Annotated in this window: 16 protein-coding genes; 6 read left to right on the top strand and 10 right to left on the bottom strand. The window is 52.2% G+C overall.

The window, feature by feature from the left end:
• Positions 1 to 37: 37 nt before the first annotated feature.
• From MKY58_RS15370 to MKY58_RS15380, 3 genes are all read right to left on the bottom strand, one after another.
• Entirely contained in the window at positions 38 to 1,657 is a 1,620-nt protein-coding gene (locus tag MKY58_RS15370; RefSeq protein WP_339325170.1) for an extracellular solute-binding protein, read from the bottom strand.
• A gap of 271 nt (positions 1,658 to 1,928) precedes the next feature.
• On the bottom strand, positions 1,929 to 3,596 hold the full coding sequence (locus tag MKY58_RS15375; protein ID WP_339321046.1) for a carbohydrate-binding protein: 1,668 nt from the start codon (positions 3,594 to 3,596) through the stop codon (positions 1,929 to 1,931).
• Positions 3,597 to 3,726: 130 nt separating this feature from the next.
• A complete protein-coding gene (locus MKY58_RS15380; RefSeq protein WP_339321047.1) occupies positions 3,727 to 4,551 on the bottom strand; it encodes a sugar phosphate isomerase/epimerase family protein in 825 nt (274 codons plus the stop codon).
• 96 nt (positions 4,552 to 4,647) lie between these two features.
• Between MKY58_RS15380 and MKY58_RS15385 the strand changes: the two genes are divergently transcribed.
• Positions 4,648 to 5,454, top strand: coding sequence for a helix-turn-helix domain-containing protein (locus tag MKY58_RS15385; RefSeq protein WP_339321048.1), 807 nt, complete (start codon positions 4,648 to 4,650; stop codon positions 5,452 to 5,454).
• Positions 5,455 to 5,504: 50 nt separating this feature from the next.
• Here MKY58_RS15385 and MKY58_RS15390 read toward each other — a convergent pair whose 3' ends face one another.
• Complete coding sequence (locus MKY58_RS15390) at positions 5,505 to 6,878, bottom strand: extracellular solute-binding protein (RefSeq protein WP_339321049.1); 1,374 nt, start codon at positions 6,876 to 6,878, stop codon at positions 5,505 to 5,507.
• A 286-nt stretch (positions 6,879 to 7,164) separates the two neighbouring features.
• Entirely contained in the window at positions 7,165 to 8,469 is a 1,305-nt protein-coding gene (locus MKY58_RS15395; RefSeq protein WP_339321050.1) for an SGNH/GDSL hydrolase family protein, read from the bottom strand.
• Between the two features lie 212 nt (positions 8,470 to 8,681).
• Here MKY58_RS15395 and MKY58_RS15400 point away from each other — a divergent pair, with 212 nt between their 5' ends.
• Positions 8,682 to 9,446: an AraC family transcriptional regulator gene (locus MKY58_RS15400; protein WP_339321051.1), complete on the top strand. Its 765-nt coding sequence runs from the start codon at positions 8,682 to 8,684 to the stop codon at positions 9,444 to 9,446.
• Between the two features lie 18 nt (positions 9,447 to 9,464).
• On the opposite strand, the gene MKY58_RS15405 is transcribed toward MKY58_RS15400, so the two are convergent.
• The 4 genes from MKY58_RS15405 to MKY58_RS15420 all read right to left on the bottom strand — a co-directional run bounded on the left by MKY58_RS15405 (position 9,465) and on the right by MKY58_RS15420 (position 15,560).
• Positions 9,465 to 11,009: a carboxylesterase family protein gene (locus MKY58_RS15405; protein ID WP_339321052.1), complete on the bottom strand. Its 1,545-nt coding sequence runs from the start codon at positions 11,007 to 11,009 to the stop codon at positions 9,465 to 9,467.
• Positions 11,010 to 11,365: 356 nt separating this feature from the next.
• On the bottom strand, positions 11,366 to 13,699 hold the full coding sequence (locus MKY58_RS15410; RefSeq protein WP_339321053.1) for a glycoside hydrolase family 95 protein: 2,334 nt from the start codon (positions 13,697 to 13,699) through the stop codon (positions 11,366 to 11,368).
• A 245-nt stretch (positions 13,700 to 13,944) separates the two neighbouring features.
• Positions 13,945 to 14,502, bottom strand: a complete 558-nt coding sequence (locus MKY58_RS15415; protein ID WP_339321054.1) for a dihydrofolate reductase family protein — start codon at positions 14,500 to 14,502, stop codon at positions 13,945 to 13,947.
• A 134-nt stretch (positions 14,503 to 14,636) separates the two neighbouring features.
• Positions 14,637 to 15,560 (bottom strand): 2-dehydropantoate 2-reductase N-terminal domain-containing protein, encoded by a 924-nt coding sequence (locus MKY58_RS15420; protein WP_339321055.1) that lies wholly within the window; start codon positions 15,558 to 15,560, stop codon positions 14,637 to 14,639.
• A 169-nt stretch (positions 15,561 to 15,729) separates the two neighbouring features.
• Here MKY58_RS15420 and MKY58_RS15425 point away from each other — a divergent pair, with 169 nt between their 5' ends.
• The 4 genes from MKY58_RS15425 to MKY58_RS15440 all read left to right on the top strand — a co-directional run bounded on the left by MKY58_RS15425 (position 15,730) and on the right by MKY58_RS15440 (position 18,232).
• On the top strand, positions 15,730 to 16,284 hold the full coding sequence (locus tag MKY58_RS15425) for a TetR/AcrR family transcriptional regulator (RefSeq protein ID WP_339321056.1): 555 nt from the start codon (positions 15,730 to 15,732) through the stop codon (positions 16,282 to 16,284).
• A gap of 106 nt (positions 16,285 to 16,390) precedes the next feature.
• Positions 16,391 to 17,527: an aminoglycoside phosphotransferase family protein gene (locus MKY58_RS15430; RefSeq protein WP_339321057.1), complete on the top strand. Its 1,137-nt coding sequence runs from the start codon at positions 16,391 to 16,393 to the stop codon at positions 17,525 to 17,527.
• A 27-nt stretch (positions 17,528 to 17,554) separates the two neighbouring features.
• Positions 17,555 to 17,887, top strand: coding sequence for an ABC transporter permease subunit (locus MKY58_RS15435; protein ID WP_339321058.1), 333 nt, complete (start codon positions 17,555 to 17,557; stop codon positions 17,885 to 17,887).
• Positions 17,888 to 18,031: 144 nt separating this feature from the next.
• The gene (locus MKY58_RS15440) at positions 18,032 to 18,232 is read left to right on the top strand and encodes a hypothetical protein (protein ID WP_339325264.1); all 201 of its coding nucleotides are present in this window, start codon (positions 18,032 to 18,034) and stop codon (positions 18,230 to 18,232) included.
• A gap of 258 nt (positions 18,233 to 18,490) precedes the next feature.
• On the opposite strand, the gene MKY58_RS15445 is transcribed toward MKY58_RS15440, so the two are convergent.
• Entirely contained in the window at positions 18,491 to 19,576 is a 1,086-nt protein-coding gene (locus MKY58_RS15445) for a glycoside hydrolase family 88 protein (protein ID WP_339321059.1), read from the bottom strand.
• Between the last annotated feature and the right edge of the window lie 10 nt (positions 19,577 to 19,586).

Here is a 19,586-nt window from a genome sequence, read left to right on the forward strand (position 1 = left end):
TCACGGGAATCCTTATCAATTTAACGCCTCCGATGCACTAGTCTTTCTGTTTGTCCGAATACCACTCGTTTACCTCGGCCGTCATTTGGTCACCGCCCAATCGATGCCACTCCTCGACGAAATGATCGAATTCTTCGATGGGACGACCAAGGATAATATTGGTGAACGTATCCATCGCCAGGGAGTCGAGAATGGATTGTTTCTCGATCATCGTGTCGGTTGGAGCCCCCACAAAGCTTTCATACAATAACTGGTTGTTCCTTTTATAACGGTCAAGGATCGAAAAAGCCCCCGACGGGCCGTAGGTTCGTTCCCAGCCCCAACCGGACGGATCGTTCCTTGTCAGGTAGGCCTCGATGTTTTTTTGAATCGCCCTTGCCTCATCCTTAAGCACGGAAGAGTCCCCGGTTCGGCGAGCTTCTTCGATTTGGTAATAGGCATTCAAATTTTTCAGCGCCGGATAAGGGGTGACGGGAGAAAGCTGCCACGCCGGATAAGGGGTGCTGTAATAGGTTTCGTATTCGGCCGTCGCTCCCCAGTTCTTTTCCAGATGCAAATTGAACAGCTTGACGACCGCTTCGGGATGAGCCACCCCCTTGCGGACGGCAAGGAATTGATGGGTTGCGAAGCGGAGCGGCACTTTCGCCGCTTTCCCCGTCGCCGATACGATGGGAAATGCCTGCCACCTTGCTTCCGGGTCCCGCTCATGGTTTCCTTGCACGACAAACGACCCCCACTGTTCGCCGTACATCATGCCATATTTTCCTGCGATAATCTGTTCTTTTACCTTGATGCCGTCCTTAAACATAAATTCCTCATCGATTTGGCCGTTCCGATACATGTCCTGCAGGACCTTCAGTGCGGTCTTGACCTCCGGCTGAACGGCGCCGAATACGAGTTTGCCGGATGAATCCCGAATCCACATATTCGGAAAGGCGCCGTAACCGGCCATGAATGCCGACAAGCCCATCACGGGATCCCACAAATATTGGGTCACCGGAAGCCCCAATGTATCGTTTTTTCCGTTACGGTCCGGGTCCCTTTCTGTAAACGCTTTCGAAACCTCCAACACGTCATTCATCGTTTGCGGCGGCTGCAAACCAAGGCGCTCCAGCCAATCGGTCCGAATCCAAATATATTGGGCTCCCTCAATCGATGAGCTTGTCTCGGGAATGCCCATCAATTTTCCGTCCACCGTAGCGGCTTCGAACGGCCCGGTCCCTTCTTGGCCCAAAATTTCTTTCGTAAACGGCGCCGCATATTTCTCATAGGCTTGGGACAAATCCTGAATCAGGCCCGCATTGCTCAGTTGGCGGAGCTGCTCCGCATTGACTCTCACGACATCCGGCAAATCGCCCGCGGCCAACGCGACGCCCAGCTTCTGATTGTAGAGGGTGCCTTTCGCCGTCCAATCATATTTGATTCGGATGCCCAGCACTTGTTCGTACAAGCGGGTCCATCGGTTATCCTCCAGCGTTTCCCCCGGAAACGTTTTGATGAGATTGTCCAAATCATCGCTCGTCTCCCGCACGAAGGTCAGCTCGATCGGCGGGTTGTACTTACTTAATCCAGGCTCTGTATAGGTATATTCTCCATCACTCTTCAACGGCAAAGCGCTCTGATTCGTTAAGCCTTTCCCGTCGCAAGACGCCAGCATAGACAACGGGAACGTGATCGTAAGAAGAAGCGTGACCATGCTTTTTCTGGAAATACGCAAGCGTGCAACCCCATTTCGTTTCATAGTGTTAGAAGCGTATCATTTCTATTATTCATGGATTTTATTGACAAAACAATCCGCATCTCTTTACTTGCATGCCGGATTTTTACTTTTTTTGGTTTTGCGGCATTTTATAAGGGAAGGCTCCCCGCTTCTGCGGATGGGCCTTCCCTTATAAGATTATAAAATATGGAACCCGCTGCCTGCTGCGTTACGAACCTGGCGAAACGGTAACGCTGTCCATATTCGGCCCTTCCGTCCCGGTTGTAACGACTTTTAACGTGTTGATTCCGCTTTCCATGGATATTTGAAGCGTTTTATTTCTCCAGTTGGACCAGCTGCCGGTCGCTGTAAACTCGGCGTTGCTGATCGCTTTGGTCCCATTGACGTATACATCCACTTTTCTTGAACCGGATTCCAGCGCGTAACGAAAATTCACGTTTTTGGTTCCGGCCACTGCGCAATAAATACCGTTCCACTGAACGGATGCTCCGGATGAGGCATTAAAGTTAACGTATCCGGTACCGTGATATCCGGGATTGACGGTTTCAACGACCGCATCGGTCAATGTCGTGCCGCTTTCTGCTTCGTAAGTGCTGCCGTTGCTGCCCAAGTCAACCACAAACGTGGTCACGCTTTGGGCTGGAAGCTGCGCCGTAAATGAATCTCCGGACGTATTGACGGACCCGGGGGCCAGATTGCGGCCGGCGTCCGTCACCCATGAAGATACCTTGGATGCCGTTCCGTTTTGCAGAATGAAATGTTGGCTTTTGGCCGAAGTGCCTCTGTTGATCGCCACGACCACAACCTTGTTGTCGCCTTTAAAGGCGGATGTATATACGTCGGTATCCGGATTCTCCGTTGCATCGATCCTCACGTAACCAGGGCGAACGAACTTGGAGAAATGTGCCATGTTGTAACCCCGCTTGCTTATCGAACCATCCTCCTTGATCGGACCGTACTGCCGGCGGATATACCACCATACGTAAGCCTGAAAATCCCCCTTCGCCATCGCCTTGTGGATATGATAGGAAACATCCAGCGCCTCCGGCCAACGATCTGCCGAGTTATTATCACTGTTTGGATAATAGACTTCCGTCATCCAGAGATCCTTCCCCGTACCTTTTTCTTTGAATAGCGGATACGAGAAGTTGTCGAACGGAGTTCCGTACAGATGAGCGCCCAGAATATCCATATTGGCAAGTGCCTGCGGATCATTCAGAATCGGGTCCGACATGTTTTTCAGATAAGAAAACGACTCGGGAGCGATGACCCGGCATTGGATGGTTCCCGCATATTCTTTCATAAAGCGAAGCATTTCTGCTGGCGTCCACCACGTCCAGGTATGCGCATAATCAGGTTCGTTTTGGACCGAAATCGCATACAAATCGACGCCGTTATTTTTCATATACGTAACAAAATCGTTAAGATACTGCGCATACGCAGCGTATTTATCGTATCTGAGCCGTTTGGCCGATGTATCTCCGTTACGATTGAAGGTCTCGGTCATATCGCTTGGGGGATTCCATGGCGAAGCAAAGACGATGGCTCCGCGCGCGATCGCGCTTTTGGCCGTTTCGACTTCCTTGCTCCACTGATTCCGATCTTCATCCACATGAATTCTTAAAATGGAGAAGCCCAACTGGTTGTCCCCGTTGCCAAATGCCGTTTCTCGTTGAGCTGCCGTCAAATCTCCAATCCATACCGGGTGGTTGATTCCTCCAAACCCGCGGATCACTTGTTTTTCGGCCGATAAATCGATCGTTACGTCGCTTGCCGCCAAAGCTTTGTTAGGTACCGACACCGAAACGCTAAATATAAGTGACAACATCGTGCAGCATGCCAACAATGCACAGACGGGTTTCTTAAACCGTAACATCTTGTTATCATCTCCTTATACATCGTCGTCTCGCTAAGACGTTCATTGCGGTAACATGAGTTTCATGGGAAGCCTGCTGACCAACCCGGTCCTTGACGGATCCGTTCGTCTATCCTAGTCAGGCGGCGTTTTAGTTCCACTTTATTTCTTGTTCAGCCAGCAGCCGTTTGATGGCTTTGGCGGCTACCACGAACAATTCGGGTTTGCTAAACCCCGCATATCTTCCGGTTGCCTGCAGATGCGGTTCCAAAGACATGAATCCGGAATATCCCGTCCGCTTCAGTTCCTGGAGAAGCCCATGCATTTGACCGTCTCCCTCGCCGGCAGGGACAACCGTACCATCGTCCATGAGTGCATCCTTGACATGAATATACGAAATATAATCGGCCAGCAGCGGGTAGGCCTCGGACACGGGTTTTACCTTGCATTGCACGAAATTCGCGGGATCGAAGGCCGCCCTCAAGCCGGGCGATGAAACCGCCTCCAAGATGTCCCGGCAGCGTTCCCCCGTATCGCCGTAAATATGGCTTTCATTCTCATGGAGCAAAACGATTCCGGCCTCATTCGCCAGCCGAACGAGCCGTTTCATGCGACCGAAGACTTCCTCGCGGAATGGTTCATGTTCTCCGTCCGGAATATAGAAGGAAAATATGCGGACAAACTTGGCTTGAAAAAACTTTGCCAACCGTATGGCATGCGCGGCATCCGCAAAATGAGAATCAAAATCGTCGGTAATTTTGATTTTTCCTATTGGGGAACCGATCGAGGAAACGCCGAATCCCCGCCGGTCCAGACGTTCTTTGATCTTTGCCGCTTCCTCTTCGGTTAAGTTCAATACGTTTTTTCCCCAGACCCCTCGCAGCTCCAGGTAACGAATATGTTCCGATTCGAGCACGTCCAGCTGCTCTTCCAAATCGGAAGAAATCTCGTCCGCGAATCCGGTTAAGGTAACCATGCAAAAACCCCCTTTATTGCAGAGCGCAATGAATCGCTTTTTTCTATTGAAATTTTTGGAGCGGAATCTATGATTAGCTTATAGGAGGCGGTGTCCTTGGAAATCGAGCATCATCCCCATCTTGTTCCGAATATTTTTCTGTTCATCGACCGCAGATGCTTTCCCGAGTGGACGATCCAAAAAGCGAAAATCGATTTTCATGATCTGACGTTCGTGGTGGACGGCATGGCGAATTACTATATTAATGGGGAAAAATTCACCGCCGAAGCAGGCGACCTTGTGTACGTCCCGGAAGGAAGCATCAGGGAAGCCCATACGTTCAAGGAGTTCCCCATGCATTCGTATCCGTTCAACTTTTTTTGGGCCGAACCGCATAATCATGTCCATCTCCCGTTCAAAGGCGTCACGAAGAAAGTGATCACCAAGGAGATTTTGGGCTATATACGTGAATTCAACCATGTATGGATGAGCAAACAGCCGTTTTACCACATCCAAGCGCGCGCCTTGTTCGAACTCATCCTCCACCGTCTGCTCAGCAACCATTACCGCAAAGCGCCCATGCCGATGGATCCGCGGATCAAAAAATTAACCGAATACATTTCAGAGCACTACTCGGAAAATCTCTCGATCGCCGAATTGGCGGAATGGCTGCAGCTGCACCCCGTATATTTGGGCCGGCTCTTTAAGCAGAGCACCGGTACGACGATCAAGGAGTATGTCAAACGCATTCGCATCAACAATGCCGAAATGATGCTGTCCTCCGGCGATTTTACGGTAAAAAACGCGGCGGAGATGTGCGGAATTGACGATATTTATTATTTCAGCAAGTTGTTCAAGGAAATGAAGGGCTATCCTCCATCCGCGGCCAGGAAACAGGCGGGGCAGAAGCACCTCCTTGAATGAGGAGGCCCCGCCTCAGTTATTTTCTTATGTGGAGACGGTATGCATGACCGCTACTTTTTCCACACCTCATCGATCGAAGCCTGGAACGGCTCTTTATATTTCCCGATGACCGTGGAAACGGAATTCCCTTCCAGGATTTCTCCGACAAGCTCGTAATAAGGCATGGAAGGATACCCGTCTTTGCCGTCGACGACGTTGATGACTTCCCCTGCCACCTGGGCGTTATGGATATCGTCTTCGTTTTTGAACAACGTTTCGAGCGTTGACTGTTTCGGGTAGTCGTAGATGGACTCGATGTCGTTGATTTTTTCATAGATGTAAACCAGCTGCTCGGGGTGTTCGACCGCCTTCGGGATCGTCAAGTAATTCGGGATCGTAAGATGGGAGCGGTATTCGGTGGCGCTTGGTCCTTTAGGAAAAGGCAAAAATCCGATATCCAAATCGGGCATATCCTTTTTAAACCCATCCATCTCATAATCGCTTCCGGCATACATCAGCGTGTTTCCTTGGCGGAAAAATTGGCCGGGTTCGGTCCAATCTCCCCCTTCCGTAGGCCTGGCGATATGTTCCGTTGCGAGGCGGGAGATGAAGTTTAAGGCTTCTTTCGTTTTCGGATCTTCAAGATTTTGTTTCCCCTCCGAAACGATATTCGCGTCGTTGGCCGCCAAAGCCTGCACTAAAATCGAAGCGGAAGCGAGCCCCCATATGTCCAGCTTGCCGTCATTGTTTGTATCTTTGTTCGCCTCTTTGGCGGCTTGGATGAACGTCTCCCAATTCCAGTTATTTTCGTTCACGTATTCCTGCAGCGGCTTGAGGCCGAGTTTTCCCATCAGGGTCCGGTTATAAAAAATGCCCGACGAAGCGCCGTTGATGCCTGCCCTGAAGCCGTAGCCCCTGCCCTCAAACTGCGAATAATCGTTCGTGTACTGCTGAATAAACACATTCTGATTTTTCGTATATTCATCCACCGGCGAAAATAAATCCTGCTTCACGAGCGTCGGAATCATCCAAGGTCTGGCCATCCTTATGATGTCGCCGATCGGCTCCCCCGCCAGCAGGGATGACGTCACTTTATTCACGTACTCCGCGTAGTCGATGATGACGTATTCCATTTTAAAATTATGCTTCTTCATGAGTTCGTCCAGGTTCTGCTTCTTCTTAATACTGTCCGGATTATCTTCCTTGATCGATTCGTCGTACCAGGATACCCATTTGATCGTCCGGCCGCCCATGTCGAAATTCATTTCCGACGTGTTGCTCTCTTCTTTTTCATCCGGCTTCGCGGGTGCATCCGTGCTTCCCCCGGCGGAATTCCCGCCGCTTGCATCCGGGTTGGCCGCGCCTCCTCCCGAACCGCTGCTGCAAGAGGCCATCAGGACAAGAATCAAACACCATACCAGCACCATCGACTTACGCTTCCTCATAAATATCCCCCTTTGGATGACGCTGCACTTCAAAGTACAGCGCTTTCAAAAAATGAGCTTGCATGCGCATGCCAAACGATGAACGCAAGAATCGGTTCCGAAGCCGGTGGTTCCTTATGAAATGGCAAGCCCATGGATCATGTTAAAGGGATTTCCGGAAAACAACCATAGAGAATCTAAATGGCATTTGTAAGTTTTAAACATGATTTCGGGCTGCAGCGAAGGTGCCCCAAAATAAAAAGAAGCCTATCCATCAAAGGAGAGGCTTCCTTCTCCGTGACTGATCTTACGGCACGTAACCAAACCCCAAAATGGTAAAACGTTGATGTTCGCTGCCCTCGGCCATGCCGATTTCCACCGTATGCTCCTTTGATTCCTGCTCATCAACCAAAATCACCGCGTTACAGTGGGTCCAGTTTACTTCATGCGGATCGGCGAACATCTTATGCTGCCCGTCCACCCGAATCTCGGCGGTTCCGAAATCGCTGCTTCCCGAGTCTTTGAATACGAGAATGAGGCGTTTGCAGCGGAGGGTCATGCTGAAATGGCCGTCTCCCGATTCGCCCGTATGCATCCAGTTATAGGGAAACTGGGGCGTGCCGTCATATTGGTCGTCCATTTCCGCGAGCTGCAGCTCCGTATCGGTCTCCAGGAAACCGCCGGGATCGATCCGGGCGACGTTGTTAGCGTTCAGGCGATCGAGCAGCCGGGTATGGACGTAATCACGGCCGATCAACGGCGGCTTATCGGTCGCGATATCCTCCTCGTCCGGAGCAGACCGGTCCGTGACTGCGAACAGCCAGTCCAGGCAATCCGCCATGATTTGATGGCCGCTATTCGTCGGATGATAGATATCATAAAAAAACTGCCTTTTGGAGATGACGCCTCCTTGGTCCCTGGTCAAACGGAACTGCTCCACGACGGCATCCTTGATGCTGACCATGGGAAGGTCGTAATGCCACCCGACCGGAGCCAGCCGATCCTGAAGATTCCAGTCGTTCAAAAACACGCTGAACAGCAAAATGACGGCAGGCTGGCCGGGGCCGTCAAGCGCTTTGAGCACCAAGCTTTCGTAGCAATTCCCCCGCGTCTCGTCGCCGGCGTCATTGACGGCAAATTCCACGACCACGATATCCGGATTCTCCTTGCCGTCCCGGAGCACATCCCGGTCGTAACGGACGATCCCCAGCTCCGACGGCGTGCCGCCTACCCCCGCTTTGATGAAACGGACCGAACGGCCCTCGGAGGAGGAGGCGGCGAACCGCTTCCTGAAGAGCTCGTACGACCTGTAAGCATAACAATTTACGGGAAGCGGGACGGCCCCGGCGCCATGGGTAATGGAACCGCCGATGTAGGCGATGGTCACCGGCTCGCCTCTCTTCGCTTTTTCGATCGCCGCTTTCAATCGCTTATTGTTGCCCCGATTCAGCAGAGATTTGGCGACCATGTCACGGTAGGATGGCGATGCAAAGTCAACCGGGGGATCGATCATGGCTTCGGGAATCGGATCACCCTCATGCAAGTATTCAGGGTCCCGCGGTGCCGCCGGACCTCCCGAGTCGTTCGTGGATATGGCTGAATGGTCGGTCATAGGAATTCTCCCTTCTCCGTTATTCAATCGGAGCAGATTCTGCATTTCGATATGATATTATGACGGGCTGTGATGCCCAAACGCAACTCGCATCTCTTTACATCCTCACCCGATGTTTACTCTTGCAGGTTTTGGGGACATGCGCTTCTCTATCGTTCCTATTTTCCTCGATATGGTATAGTAGAGACATCATTCCACAGGGGGGATAAGGCTTGGCCCATATTCATTTTGTCGAGTGCAACACGACGCACCCGAGCAACTTTGTGATCGATGTTCCTATGGGTTATCACTGGCTCCTTGTCATCACCAAAACTCCCGCGCTGTTCTGGGTCAATGGAGATCTGAAGGAATATCCTTCGCATAGCGTGATTCTCTACCGCCCGCAGCAGAAGGTTTATTATCGGGCATGCGCCGATCAATTCATCAACGACTGGATCCGCTTCGAATCGAACGAACCCTATATTACCGAATCGCCGCTGCCGCTCGGAGTCCCTTTTGCCCTGGATGATCCCGACTACTGCCACAAGCTGCTTGAACTGTTAACCATCGAACACAACTTTCACCGGGATTACAAGGCATCCTCCATCGACTGTTTGCTGCGAACACTGTTCAACAAGCTGCTCGAATCTTATTTCCGTGAACCCGTCACGCCTCAGTACTATAACTTATTGAAACTTCGTACCGCGATCCAGAACGATCCGGGCGATTACTGGACGATTGCGAAAATGGCGGATGATCTCGGAATCAGCCCGGGCTATCTGCAGAGCATCTACAAAAAAACATTTAAAGTCACCTGCATGGAAGACGTCATCAACAGCCGAATCCGGTTGGCCAAAGAATATTTAATTCACAGCACCCAAAGCATTGCCGATATCGCTTCCCGATGCGGTTATCAAAATGTCGAGCACTTCTGCAGGCAGTTCAAACAGATGACAGGTTATACGCCAAGAAAATTCCAACAGCAGGCAAAAGGTTAGCATTCTGCGATCCCCTCGCTATACCTCCGGTTGCAGAACGGACCCGTTCTTCTTGAAATATTGGTGCACCAGAAATTTCATGATCTCGCTAGGGGGTTCTTTGCAAAATTCGGCCCGATCGGCAAAAAGCATGCCATACGGGGCTTCGGGGGTATAAGGCTCCCATCTCGGCAGCTCCTCTCCCGTCGAATCCGGCCCGTTCGGGTCTCCGGTACGGATGAAGTTGGCCCAGTAATTGCACATCTGGCGGGCCAAATCGTAATGTTTGCCGACAAACGGCCGCCAGCATTTCGCCAGCGTTTCGAAGAAAAACCAGAGATCCACCGAGTGGAAGGTGCCCGGATGATCCCAGCCCGGGATTTCGGCATCAAAATTGTAATAATACAACGGAGTACCGGAGCCGTTCTCGGCATTGGCCTGCGCGGCGATCCGGATCGCATATTCGATGCCGCTCACCGAAGCCTTCTTCCGGATCTCCTCCATGTCGGCCGACGGCGCGCCGCAAAGCTCCAGGAACACCTCTGCATCGTCTCCGAACATGTCCGCGGCGAGCTGCTTGAAGTCTTCCGGCGAATCGGCGTCCGGAACGCTGAAAAACTCGGAGGACGTGTGGCCAAACATGACCGGCACCTTCCAGCGCTTGTTTTCAAGGAACAATTCAAACGCGTTGCCTACGCTAAACACTTGATCAGCGACGGTGCCCCAGAATCCCTGGTATTGCACAGCCTTGTCGCGGAGAGTGACTGCATCCAGCTGCCGGGCTTCCGCAAGAGAGGATACGCCGAGGTACTCGAAAAATTTGACGCCGTCCTGTTCGGCTTCAGCCAGATGACGCCGAAGCGGAGGCGTGCGAGTTCCCGGATAAAGCTTCGTAAAGATCCCGCTTTGAATGATCGCCTTCTGAAAGAGCCCCTCATTCTGAGGGGAAGTCAGCTGGGCCATCACGCTGCCGCCGCCGGCGGACTGTCCGCCGATCGTAATGTTGTCCGGGTCGCCGCCGAAAGCCGCGATATTGCGCTTGACCCATCTTGTGGCCGCCTGTTGGTCGAGATGGCCGAAGTTAGCCGGCGCGCCGGGTGCCTCCGCCGTAATTTCGGGATGGCATAAAAATCCGAAGACGTTGAGACGGTAGTTGATCGTAACGACGACGATGCCCCTCCTGGCGATGCGTTCGCCGTCAAACTCCATTTCAGCCGTATGGCCGACTTGAAGCCCCCCGCCAAAATACCATACATATACCGGCAATTTTTCATCGGTGCGTTTGGCCGGTGTCCATACGTTCAGGTAGAGGCAGTCCTCGTCCATGGCGATGTCCGGTTCCACGGCCCATTCCCGGGTATAGATGTTGTTGTCGTCGATCTCCTGCCTCACCTGCATCGAGATCGGCGCGAATTCGTACGCCTTAAGCACCCCTTCCCAGTCCTTGGCCGGCTGCGGGGCTCGCCACCGGTTTTCGCCTACGGGAGGGGCGGCGAATGGGATGCCCTTGAAACTTGTGATTCGGGGGTCGGCTGCTGGCAGTCCCTGAACCAACCCGTTTTCCACTTGCACGATTCGAAGCATGTTTTTTCGTCTCCCTTCATTTTGCGGATTCACGGCATGTCGCTCCATGAATCCCTTTCGGATTCGTTTGGATTCCGCGGTGCTTCGGCCCGGACCGATCCAAACAAGCGCTTTCATGAGCGCGCAAAGGAACCCTGGCCTTGTCAACCTTTGGTATTCAACGCCTGGTATACATAACTTCGTCATTCACTAAATCAAAAAAATTGTAAATGACGACTTGGATTTAAACAATGATATATACGCATATCCAATTGATATATCGTGAGACGGGAATTTTTCAGTGCAGCCGCCACAACAGAAGGAAGCCGATCCGCAAGCGGACCGGCTTCCTTCTTATGGAATTTCCCTTTCCTTTGTTACACGGATGGGAGCAAATTCTCCGTTTCGATCCTGTAGGCTGCTCCCGGTTCCGTGTGATAACGGATGCAGCCTTCATGGGCGTTCACTTGAGGTATCGTTTTTCCATCCTTCTTCACCACGACGGGCTGCCGGTAACGAACCGTGCACGGGCCGCCAACGGTGGATACAATCGTCGCGTGCGTCAGCTTCCCTGCTTTCCACGCCATGTCGACGGTAAATCCGCCCCTGGCGCGAAGCCCCTTGACGGCCCCCTCCGACCATGAGGACGGAAGAGCCGGCAGCAAATCAAGCCGACCGGCATGGCTCTGCAGCAGCATCTCGGCTACCGCAGCCGTCCCGCCGAAGTTTCCGTCAATCTGGAACGGCGGGTGGTTATCCAGGAAGTTTGGCAGCGTGGAATGCATCAAAAGCGCCGCGAGATGATCCGCCGCCGCTTCCGCGTCCCCCAACCTCGCCCAGAAATTGATGATCCACGCCCGGCTCCAGCCCGTATGCCCGCCGCCGTTCGCAAGGCGCCGTTCCAGCGTGCTTCTGGCCGCCTTGGCCAGCTCCGGCGTTCCCTCCGGCGTGATTTGGCTGCCGGGAAACAGGGCAAATAAATGCGAAATATGGCGATGGCCCGGCTCGGCTTCCTCATAATCCTCGTACCATTCCTGCAGTTGGCCGTACCTCCCGATCTTTGGCTGCGGCAGTTTGTCCATCACTCGCCTTAGCTCCCCTCCAACGGCATCATCCCCGGCAACGCCAAGGATTGCCTCCGCTTCAAGGACCGCCGCAAACAACTCGCGGATGATTTGGGTGTCCATCGATGGTCCTGCGCACAGAACGCCCGATTCTCCGTTCGGAAGAATATAGGTGTTCTCCGGAGATACCGACGGACAGGTCACCAGTTCGCCCCCCGGCGTTTCGACCACGTAATCGATGAGAAATTGCGCTGCTTCGCGCAGCGTGGGATAAGCCTGTTTCAGGAACTCTACATCCATCGAAAAATGGTAATGCTCCCACAAATGCAGCGAAAGCCACGCGGCGCCCATCGGCCAGTAGGAAGCAGGGAGGTATGAATCCTGAGGAGCCGTATCCGCCCAGATGTCCGTATTATGATGAGCCGTAAAGCCCCTGCAGCCATACATGATGCTTGCCGTATGCCTGCCCGTCTCACGCATCCGTTCCAACAAATCGAACAGCGGCTCATGGCACTCCGCGAGACCGCACGATTCCGCCGGCCAATAGTTCATTTGGGCGTTGATGTTGATCGTATATTTGCTGTCCCACGGCGGGAGGAAATGCTCATTCCAAATTCCCTGAAGATTGGCGGGAAGTGAACCGGGTCGGCTGCTCGCAATGAGCAGATAGCGTCCGTATTGAAAGTACAGCGCAAGCAGTCCCGGATCCGCTCCGCCGCGGCGCATGCGTTCCATGCGGTCCGGCAGGCTCATGCGTTCAAGTTCAACGTCGTATGGACCTAGCGAAAGCGATACCCGGCTAAACAATGCGCGATAATCGTCTGTATGACGTCGGAGCAAATTGGCGTAACCGGTATGTATGGCGGCTTCCGCCCTTTTTAAGGCGTCCCCCATCGGATCAACGGACCTAAACGTGGTTGCGGCTGCCAAAACAAGCGTCACGCTGTCTGCGCTCTCCACAAGGAGATGGTCCCCGATGGCTTTAACCGCTCCGCCTTCCGCTGCCGCCTTCAACACCGTGCCGAACAGGCTGCCGCCTTCGCCGCCGCAACTTCCGCCCATCCAGATCGCGTCGTCTCCAAATCTGCCGGTCCTGTCGGCGTAACGCCATTGACCTCGTTCCATGCGTGCAGTAAAGCCGATTTGGCCCGGTCTATCCGCTGTCATCCGCACGACGATCACCTGATCGGGGTGGCTGGCGAACAGTTCCCGCTTGAACGCAACGCCACCTTGCGTGAAGGAAACGGTGACGGTGCCGCTGTCCAAATCCAGCATTCGAGTATACTGCTCCAGCTTCCCGTTTGGAAGCATAATGTCAAGCATCAAGCGGCCGAGCGGAAGGTAGTGCCGCTGCGTTTCGGGCAGGCCGGACAGGGAAAGCCGGGCAAGCCGCTCTGCTTCCGCTAATTTCCCTTCAAATATAAGCCTACGGATCTCCGGCAGGTTTTCTTTGGCGTCGGGGTTGTTTCGATCTCGCGGCCCACCGTACCATATGGAATCCTCATTCAGCTGCAGCTGCTCCCGGTCCGGCTGACCGTATACCATAGCGCCCAGCCGGCCGTTGCCGATCGGCAACGCTTCATCCCATTTTTTTGCCGGCTCCTCGAATAACAGTACCTGGCTCCTTGTTTTCGGTTGTTCCCCCATCGGATTACACTCCCCGCCTATTAAAATAGTGTTCATTCACCTTCGTTCGCGTCCCGTTTCGGACGTCCATCGCCTTATTCGTCGTCTATCCACTTTTCCCTCATTATCAGCCCTCTCTCTTTTCGGCACAATAAGCATTTCTTGATTCCATTGCCCGTTCTCGACTTGAATTCTATTGGGAAGAATATTCATTCCATTAAAAAAGAAGGACGAATGATTTCATCGTCCTTCTTTTTTAGGGTCGGTTATTTTTTGTAATGTAACCCAACCACACCGTTCGAATAGGTTTTAGCACCGGTTAATCGGAGGGATTGTTGTTGTCCGGCCAAGGCGAATAAACGTTCACCTGCGGCTGCGATGACGGGATGGACAAGCAGCCAAAGTTCGTCGTATAAGTCGTGTTCGATAAAGGACTGCCATGTCCTAATCCCGCTTTCAACCGATATCCGTCTCGCCTCTTTTTTCCGGGCTTCAAGTTTTTCAGCGAGTGAAGGATTGTCATGAACAAGCCATAACTCCGAGTTTCTCCAGCTTAATGCTACATGGGAATGCGAGATCACGACTTTAGGAATCTCATTCATTTTTTGGGCGATGGCCCGTTCCAACGAATTGGACGAGTTCTCCGCCTGCTGCCAATGATCGGCGAGAGAAGCATATGTGTTTCTGCCGACGATGATCGTATCGACCGTCTTATAATATTCCAGATAATCCTCGAAAATCTCCTCACTCAAAGTCATCCATTTGTGCTCTTCCGAGACAACTCCGTCCAGCGACATCTGCATGGTTAGAACAATCTCACCCATACCATAATCTACCTCCAAAAAATATGATAAACCGATTATATCAACATTACCTGGAGTTCATTTCTCGCAGATTGCTCAAACTCGACGGCCGGCGACTCTCGACCTGCAAACCCGATGCCTGTTGGCTAGTCCGATCATCTGCTTCCAAGCAGACGTCTTTCAAGATCGTCCAAGCGAGGCGTCGGAATGCCTGATTTCCGCTTCCATTCGCCAAACGCTTCGAATAAAGAGGCAATTTCGTCATAGGAACCGTCGAAGAATCGGGAAAATGGCAGGAGATGATAGATTTTCAGCATGAGATAGGCTGTCCGTTTATTTTTGCGAAAAAGCTTTGCCTGGCTTGCCGGCGTCATCATATATCCCAATGCTTCCAGCACATCGAAACCTTCGCCAATGGCCGCAATGATCTGTCTGAGCATTTCTTTATCCCTCGCAAGCTCTCTTAGCCTGCCCCCTTTGGCAAACAAGGCTGAAGTTAGCGCTAGAATCGGCACGATGTGGTTTTTCAGCCAAGCATCCATATCTTCATGAAAGATCAGTTTATATTTGACCGTATCAAATGCCTTTTCCAGCAAAGGCCGAAAAGGAATCGGACCGTCAAGCCCGCCCAGCACCATTTGCCCGCCTCCGCGGAGGCAGACGATGCGTCCGTTTTCCCGGCGGCCGCCGCTAATCTGGAAACCGAAAGCGACCTGTTTTTCCATTCGGCTCATGTTTTGCAGCTCCGTTTGCATCCTGCGGGCATCCGCATTATTGCCCACCAGAACGATATGACGGCTCCGATTGGCGGCCAGAATAGGCAGGACGGACGGGAAATCCGAATAGGTCATCACCACAAAGATGAGATCATAGCCCTCATCCTCTTCCAGCGTCCGAATAACACGAACCTGATCGATGGTCGTTCGGCGCTGAAAATAATGACGGATGACGACCCCGTTCCGCTCCAGCTCCTCCGCTCGCTTTCCTCTGGCCAATACAGTAACGTCATGGCCGCCCCGCACCAGAACATGGGCCAAGTAGCTGCCCAACACGCCAGCCCCAAACACCAACACTTTCATAGGTTTGCCTCCGATTGCTCATTTTTAAACATATATTGATTTATCAACGTTTGTTGATTAGACTTAGCATAGCAATGCGTCAGAATCGCTTCAATCGGTAATATCCATGCTTTTGTCGATAAATCAACAAATCAACCCGGTATGTTCATAAAATCTGAAAGGAGAAGCGATGGACAGACGGATCCCAAAAACGAAGGAAGCGATTCTCAAAGCTTTCATCGAACTACTGAAGGAGAAAAAAATCGAGCAGATCACGATCAACGAAATTGCCGACCGGGCCAATGTAAACCGCGGAACCATCTATTTGCATTACACGGATAAATACGACTTGCTGGATCAGTGCATCGACACGTATTTGAAGCAGTTGTACGAAAGCTGCATGCCAAAGAAAGGCACACCCCTGCTTTCGTCCGGAGGTCCCCTTCTTCAAACCTTTGAATATTTGGAACAAAATGCTCACATCTATGTAACGCTTTTGAACAGAAAAGGAACTCATGCATTTCGTTGCCAGATGATGGAATACGTCATGAGGGGAGCCGAGGAACAAATCAATCTTTACGGCCTTCCTGCAGGGATGAATCGGGAGATCACCGTGCAATTCCTAGCTTCGGCGATTACCGGCCTGGTGGAATGGTGGATCGTGAATTCCATGCCATATCCTGCGGAGGAGCTGGTCATTCAATTGATGATGCTGCTGAAACAGCATCTGCCGACAGTGTCTTGAGCGACTTTAAATAACTAACAATAAAAGAAGATCTTTTTAATGCTCTCGTTAGACTCGACCGAAAGTACTAACCGCCAGTGTTATTTTGAATAAGGAAGTTGATAATATGGAAGAGTACCGAGTTTTAGAAACGATCCGAAAGCATGCCCAAGGACTGGCCCTGCAATCAATCGAGCGGACCGGTTCCGGCCAAAATAATGATATATGGATTATCGATTCGGCATTTATCTTCCGGTTTCCCAAATATGCGGAGGGAATCAAACAGTTGGAAAAAGAGGCGGAACTCCTGAAGCGATTCGCCGACCGGCTGCCGCTGAAGGTGCCTCGCCCGGAGTACTGCGTATTGGAGCCTGCTTCTGGCCAGGCGTTTATGGGCTACCTCAGAATTGACGGCGTGCCGCTTGAAGCCGAGCAGCTAGAGAGGCTGAAGGATGCAGCCACGCTGGACCGGATCGCCGGCCAATTGGCCGGATTTTTGAAGGCACTGCACGGAACGGACATGGGATGCTGTCCCGATCTCTCAGCCTCCCAGTACGATCCCTTCCAGGAGTGGAAAGAGCTGTACCGGCGCCTTCAAGACAAGCTGTACCGGTTCATGATCCCGGAGGCACGCGTTCGGACCAACCGACATTTTGAGGATTTTTTTGCGGCGAAAGACCATGCCCGAATCGTTCCATCGTTGATTCACGGCGATTTCGGAGGCTGCAATATTTTGCATGATCTGGCCGAAAGAAAAGTGACAGGCATCATCGACATCGGTTCCGCGCAACTCGGGGATGCGGCAATCGACTATGCGGCTTTGTATGCTTCATATGGCGGCGGTTTCTTCCAGAGAGTCATGAAGCTTAACTCCGAAATCCGCGATATGACGGGGCGAGTACGCTTCTATAAAGGGACATTCGCTCTACAGGAGGCACTGTTCGGACTGGAGCAAGGCGATGACGATGCGTTCCGCAGCGGGTTGGCGACCGTAAATGAGTGGCTTAACGAAGGAAGCCAAGAGCGGATTACCGCTCCTGGCTTTTTTGAAATCATTATTTCCGAAAAGATATCCCTTAGAACCCCTGACTTGTTAAGGATAAACCTTGAAGTTATCGAAATGCGTATGTTTATTGGCCGTTCTGACGCCCGCCTTGCCGTGCGTGAGACCCCACGGCCTGATTCAGCTTCTAGGCAACCATGGCTGGATGGCAAGAATCCTTTATCATCTAGGCACGGACAGCTTCCCAAGAATTATATTTGACATGAAGGGCATCATCCCTGCGAATCTATGTTTAATATTCCGTTTACAACGATGCTGCTCGGTTCGGTCTTGTCGGGTGTACCCGATGCGGTCATTGAAAGCGCGAAGGACGTGTGTGCCGGACGGCTGCGAATCTTTTTCCGGCTCATTCTACCGCTGACGTTCAAGACGCTGCTTGTCGCCCTTACCTTTGTATTTATGGGCGTCATCGGTTCATTTACCGCTCCCTTTCTGCTCGGTCCCAATGCTCCACAGATGCTGGGTGTTTCCATGCAGCAAATCTTCAGCGTGTTTCAAGACCGCCTATTGGCGGCGGGCACGGCATTCTTCACCTACCTGCTTTGTTCTTTTGTCGGATAATTCTATATTCGTTCCATGATCAAAGAGAAAGTGTGCGTTCATCATGAATACTTTACTCGTTTTAATGTACAGGGCGCTATAACGAAGGAGTGCTCCAAAACGCATATCTCTTATCATTTTTTTCTGGCAGAATCCGGAGGCCGCATGAAAATCGACTTTTCTTACTGTCCCAATAATCTGGAGGATGCCGCCCGGGCAAAAACGTTGATTGAGCAGGGCCGCAGCGGCTGCAGCGCTCATCCATCAGTACAACATGGCAGACCAAGTATTGCTGTACACAACCTCTTCCCCACGCGATATCAGTTCCTGCACAACGCCAATCGTCGGATTGATATGTCCTTCTGATCCCGCATTAATAAATAGAACGCGTGCCATATTCAATACTCCTTTATGTATTCTCGTCTTTTAAGCAAGAGGCAAGATTTTTCCTAACCTCTCTCGAATTCAACCGTGGAATCAAGTTTATCATTCGGTACAGCAGATTTTATGTATCCATCAAGCGACATCGTCATGCCAAAGATGACTTTGTTCAAGCTGTACCCCTACGATTTTAAGACGTATATATATATTTTAACATATCTGTTAAAGGGGCCCGGTCTCTTCTTAACCAATCATCCGCAGCTTCTCCAAAAACAGGAGCAGAACGAGCCCCTGGCCGTAAAGCGTTGGAAAAGTCGGAACTTTATCGTAAGCCTCGACGCTAGCCAGCACTGGCGTCCCTCCAGAGACGCCAAGGACAGCGCCATCCTCACGAACTTGCGTGAGAACGGCGGCGACAGCGCGATCAGCGCTGGCCAAGGCCAATTCCGCCGGAATCCATCCGGCGCGTACCGCTTTGTACAATCCGCAGGCGATGCCGGCGGAACCCGACGTCTCCTCATAAAAGTGGGGGCGGTCCAAGACCGTCGGCCAGAGACCACTGTCATTTTGACAGCGAACAAGCGTCTCGGCCATTCGCGAATAGCGTTCGCGGAGCTCGCCGATCAGCTTCATGTCACCGCTTAGTTCACTCGCCTCCTCTACGATCATAGGCACGCCAACGGCAATCCAGGCGTTAGCCCGGTTCCACCGTGCGGCCGACATCCAATCGCCCGTCTCGCCGTTCCAACCGTGAAATAGCAGCCCCGTCTCCTCGTCCTGCAGCGTCTGAAGGTGCAGCAGCGTCTGGCTCATCGCTTCTTCCGCAAGCACTTTGCTTCCTGTTAACCGAGCCGTCCGGGCCAAAAAGAGGATGGCCATGAAGACGGTGTCCGCCCATACCTGCTCGCTAAACGAGGCGCTCTCGGTGACGGTATGCTCAAACGCACCATTCCTTGTTCGCGGCGCCTCCTTGTTTAGCCAATACGCCATCTCCGTTGCCTTGTCCTTGTAGAAGCGGTTACCGGTCAGCCGGTAGAGCAAGGGGAACATGGCGTAAGGTGCGAGTGAGTTAATAACCTTTATCTTCTCGGACTCGCCAAGATTTCGCTCCGTCCAGATCTCTACCTCTTGTATAACTCCTTCCGTTCCGTAGAAGGCTCCATAATCGGCTGCGGCGATTAAGCCGACACCCGGGTTCCAATCCCAGCGGTTGCGGTCCATCGCCCACTCGGCCCATTCGTGGCCGCCCCAGCTCTCCGGACCGCTGAACATAAGATAGCGATAGACGCGGTCCGCCGCAGCTTTCAGATCCGTTTGCTTTATTTGCATTCCCTAATCG

This window comes from Paenibacillus sp. FSL W8-0194 (genome assembly GCF_037969745.1).
Classification (GTDB): Bacteria; Bacillota; Bacilli; order Paenibacillales; family Paenibacillaceae; genus Paenibacillus_AQ; species Paenibacillus_AQ cookii.

Excerpts from the sequence above, each read along its gene's own strand:
- MKY58_RS15370 (WP_339325170.1), bottom strand. The coding sequence starts at position 1,657 with ATGCTGGCGTCTTGCGACGGGAAAGGCTTAACGAATCAGAGCGCTTTG.
- MKY58_RS15375 (WP_339321046.1), bottom strand. The coding sequence starts at position 3,596 with ATGTTACGGTTTAAGAAACCCGTCTGTGCATTGTTGGCATGCTGCACG.
- MKY58_RS15380 (WP_339321047.1), bottom strand. The coding sequence starts at position 4,551 with ATGGTTACCTTAACCGGATTCGCGGACGAGATTTCTTCCGATTTGGAA.
- MKY58_RS15390 (WP_339321049.1), bottom strand. The coding sequence starts at position 6,878 with ATGAGGAAGCGTAAGTCGATGGTGCTGGTATGGTGTTTGATTCTTGTC.
- MKY58_RS15395 (WP_339321050.1), bottom strand. The coding sequence starts at position 8,469 with ATGACCGACCATTCAGCCATATCCACGAACGACTCGGGAGGTCCGGCG.
- MKY58_RS15405 (WP_339321052.1), bottom strand. The coding sequence starts at position 11,009 with ATGCTTCGAATCGTGCAAGTGGAAAACGGGTTGGTTCAGGGACTGCCA.
- MKY58_RS15410 (WP_339321053.1), bottom strand. The coding sequence starts at position 13,699 with ATGGGGGAACAACCGAAAACAAGGAGCCAGGTACTGTTATTCGAGGAG.
- MKY58_RS15415 (WP_339321054.1), bottom strand. The coding sequence starts at position 14,502 with ATGGGTGAGATTGTTCTAACCATGCAGATGTCGCTGGACGGAGTTGTC.
- MKY58_RS15420 (WP_339321055.1), bottom strand. The coding sequence starts at position 15,560 with ATGAAAGTGTTGGTGTTTGGGGCTGGCGTGTTGGGCAGCTACTTGGCC.
- MKY58_RS15425 (WP_339321056.1), top strand. The coding sequence starts at position 15,730 with ATGGACAGACGGATCCCAAAAACGAAGGAAGCGATTCTCAAAGCTTTC.
- MKY58_RS15430 (WP_339321057.1), top strand. The coding sequence starts at position 16,391 with ATGGAAGAGTACCGAGTTTTAGAAACGATCCGAAAGCATGCCCAAGGA.
- MKY58_RS15435 (WP_339321058.1), top strand. The coding sequence starts at position 17,555 with ATGTTTAATATTCCGTTTACAACGATGCTGCTCGGTTCGGTCTTGTCG.
- MKY58_RS15440 (WP_339325264.1), top strand. The coding sequence starts at position 18,032 with ATGAAAATCGACTTTTCTTACTGTCCCAATAATCTGGAGGATGCCGCC.
- MKY58_RS15445 (WP_339321059.1), bottom strand. The coding sequence starts at position 19,576 with ATGCAAATAAAGCAAACGGATCTGAAAGCTGCGGCGGACCGCGTCTAT.